This is a genomic window from Rhodococcus sp. 24CO (genome assembly GCF_050586165.1).
Classification (GTDB): Bacteria; Actinomycetota; Actinomycetes; order Mycobacteriales; family Mycobacteriaceae; genus Rhodococcus_F.
On sequence record NZ_JAZFNF010000060.1, the window covers coordinates 1 to 1,366 of the forward strand.

Below are 1,366 nucleotides of genomic sequence, written 5' to 3' on the forward strand. Positions count from 1 at the left end.
GTAGACCGTGCCACACTTCGCCAAACCGGCCGCGGGAAGCTGGACCGAACAGTATCCCCACCTCGGCACCGCACCCGTCGACTACACCGACTCCATCGACCCCGAACACTACGAAGCCGAACGCGAAGCAATCTTCAAACGCACCTGGCTCAACGTCGGACGCGTCGAACGAGTCCCCCGCACCGGCAGCTACTTCACCAAAGAACTCGCCGCCGTCAACACCTCCCTGATCATCGTCAAGGGCGCCGACGGAACCATCCGCGCATTCCACAACGTCTGCCGCCACCGCGGAAACAAGCTGGTATGGAACGAAATCCCCGGCGACGAAACCTCAGGCACCTGCCGCCAGTTCACCTGCAAATACCACGCCTGGCGCTACGACCTCGACGGCAAACTCTCCTTCATCCAGCAAGAAGGCGAATTCTTCGACGTCGACAAGCAGGACTACGGACTCGTCGAAGTCACCTGCGAAACCTGGCAAGGCTTCATCTTCGTCAACCTCAACCCCCAGCAAAGCCTCGAGGAATACCTCGGCCCCATGCTCAAGGGCGTCGAAGGCTACCCCTTCCACGAAATGACCGAGGTCTACAGCTACCGCGCCGAAATCGGCAGCAACTGGAAACTCTTCATCGACGCATTCGCCGAGTTCTACCACGCCCCCATCCTGCACCAGAAGCAGGCAACCAAGGCCGAAGCAGACAAACTCGCCGCCACCGGCTTCGAAGCACTCCACTACGAACTCGACGGACCCCACTCCCTCATCTCCTCATGGGGCGGAATGGCACCGCCGAAAGACCTCAACATGGTCAAGCCCATCGAACGCGCACTGCGCAGCGGCCTCTTCGGCCCCTGGGACCGCCCCGACATCGAAGGCCTCGACCCCCTCCCCCCCACGCTCAACCCCGCCCGCCACGCAGCCTGGGGCGAAGACAGCTTCACCATCTTCCCCAACTTCATGCTCCTCATCTGGGCACCAGGCTGGTACCTCACCTACCACTACTGGCCCACCGCAGTCGACAAACACATCTTCGAAGCCAGCCTCTACTTCGTACCCCCCAAGAACACCCGCGAACGACTCGCACACGAACTCGCAGCAGTCACCTTCAAGGAATACGCACTCCAAGACGCGAACACCCTCGAAGCCTCACAAACGATGATGGCCACCCGCACCGTCACCGAATTCCCCCTCTGCGACCAAGAACTCCTCATCCGCCACCTTCACCACACCGCACGAACACACGTCAAGGAGCACCGCGATGCCACTACCAACTGACTTCGCCGACCTCGAACGCTTCGCCGACTGGATCCTCCCCACCGAAGGCGAACGCTACGCAAAACGCCTCGCCTCCACCATGCCCGAAATGCA

At 61.1% G+C, this 1,366-nt stretch carries 1 protein-coding gene; it reads left to right on the forward strand.

Translation table 11 applies throughout. The features are described from left to right. The first annotated feature begins 7 nt into the window (after positions 1-7). On the forward strand, positions 8-1,273 hold the full coding sequence (locus V2B23_RS30825; protein WP_033237420.1) for an aromatic ring-hydroxylating oxygenase subunit alpha: 1,266 nt from the start codon (positions 8-10) through the stop codon (positions 1,271-1,273). The last annotated feature ends 93 nt before the right edge of the window (positions 1,274-1,366 follow it).